1 protein-coding gene is annotated in these 1,604 nt (G+C 65.3%); it reads right to left on the bottom strand.

Going from position 1 to position 1,604, the window contains the following annotated elements; translation table 11 throughout:
- A partial coding sequence (locus BTW07_RS18280; protein WP_144076968.1) for an Ig-like domain-containing protein occupies positions 1–1,604 on the bottom strand: 1,604 nt, incomplete at both ends.

Genomic DNA, 1,604 nt, shown 5'->3' with positions numbered 1-1,604 from the left:
TATAGTCGCCTTCCGGCAGTTCGAAGGCGGTACCCGTGCCGGGCGTCCAGCTATCGCCGCCATCGGTGGAATATTCCCACGTTGCCCCGCCTTCGAGGCCACCGACGTTGATGGTGGCCTCGCTGGTGATGCCGTCACCGTCGATGGCGGTATCGTCGGCCAGCGTTGCGGTCGGGGCATTGGGCGCAGCCGTATCGAGCGTGGTGGTATCGGTGACCGTGCCGGTGTTGCCGGCGGCATCGGTCACGGAGAGGGTGGCTGTCAGTTCGCCGTCGACGAGACCCGACAGGTCCACGCCGCTGACCGTCAAGTTACCGTCGGCATCGACGGCGATATCCGCGGGATCGACAGTAACGGTATTGCCGCTGGCGTCACTGATGATCAGCGAGCTCACGGTCGCATCGCTTTCGATGCTGCCGCTCAAGGTGACGTTGCCGGCCTCGTCGACGTTCAGGAAGCCGTCGCCGCCATCATTGATCGCGATGCCGTTGTCGTCGGCATTGGGTGCGGTCGCGTCGACCGTGGCCGTGGCTTCAGGGCTGGTATTGCCGCTGGCATCGGTTGCGGTGGCGTTGACTTCGGTCCCGTCGGGTAGCGGCTCGTCTGGCGTGAATGACCAGCTACCGTCGTCGGGATCGGCGTCGACGCTGCCGATCGGGGTGCCGTCTCCGTCGGTCAACGTGACCGTGCTGCCAGGTTCGGCGGTACCGGTGATCTCGTCTCCATTGGTCGGTTCGATCGTCGGTGCCGCAGGGGCCGTCGTGTCGAACGTCAGCGTAAACGTCGGGCTGGTGGCGGAAATGTTGCCTGCGATATCGGTGGCGGTGGCAGTGAAGACAGTTTCACCGCCAAACAATTGATCCGCCTCATCGGTCGCGAACTGCCAGTTGCCTTCCGCGTCGGCCGTGGTGGTGCCCAGGTCTCGACCGTCGGCGTAGACGGTCACGATGGCATTGGCCTCGGCGCTGCCGATCAGCGTCGGTGTCACGTCGTTGGTGGTGTCGCCATCGTCAATCGGTCCGGCGGGAGGAACGTCGTCTTCGGCGCCTTCAATCACTGGGGCTTCCGGGGCGGTCAGATCGACCGTCACGGCACCGAGGTTGCCCGTCTCGCCGGTGTTGCCCGCGGCATCGGTCTGACGCACCTGCACGGCGTCGGCGGCATAGTCGCCTTCCGGCAGTTCGAAGCTGGCACCCATGCCGGTCGTCCAGCTATCGCCGCCATCGGTGGAATATTCCCACGTTGCCCCGCCTTCGAGGCCACCGACGTTGATGGTGGCGTCGCTGGTGATGCCGTCACCGTCGATGGCGGTATCGTCGGCCAGCGTTGCGGTCGGGGCATTGGGCGCAGCCGTATCGAGCGTGGTGGTATCGGTGACCGTGCCGGTGTTGCCGGCGGCATCGGTCACGGAGAGGGTGGCTGTCAGTTCGCCGTCGACGAGACCCGACAGGTCCACGCCGCTGACCGTCAAGTTACCGTCGGCATCGACGGCGATATCCGCGGGATCGACAGTAACGGTATTGCCGCTGGCGTCACTGATGATCAGCGAGCTCACGGTCGCATCGCTTTCGATGCTGCCGCTCAAGGTGACGTTGCCGGCCTCG

The sequence above is a fragment of the Salinicola socius genome (assembly GCF_001937195.1).
GTDB lineage: Bacteria > Pseudomonadota > Gammaproteobacteria > Pseudomonadales > Halomonadaceae > Salinicola > Salinicola socius.
The sequence above is the reverse complement of the archived record's forward strand: the minus strand, read 5'-3'. Positions and strand labels throughout refer to the sequence as shown.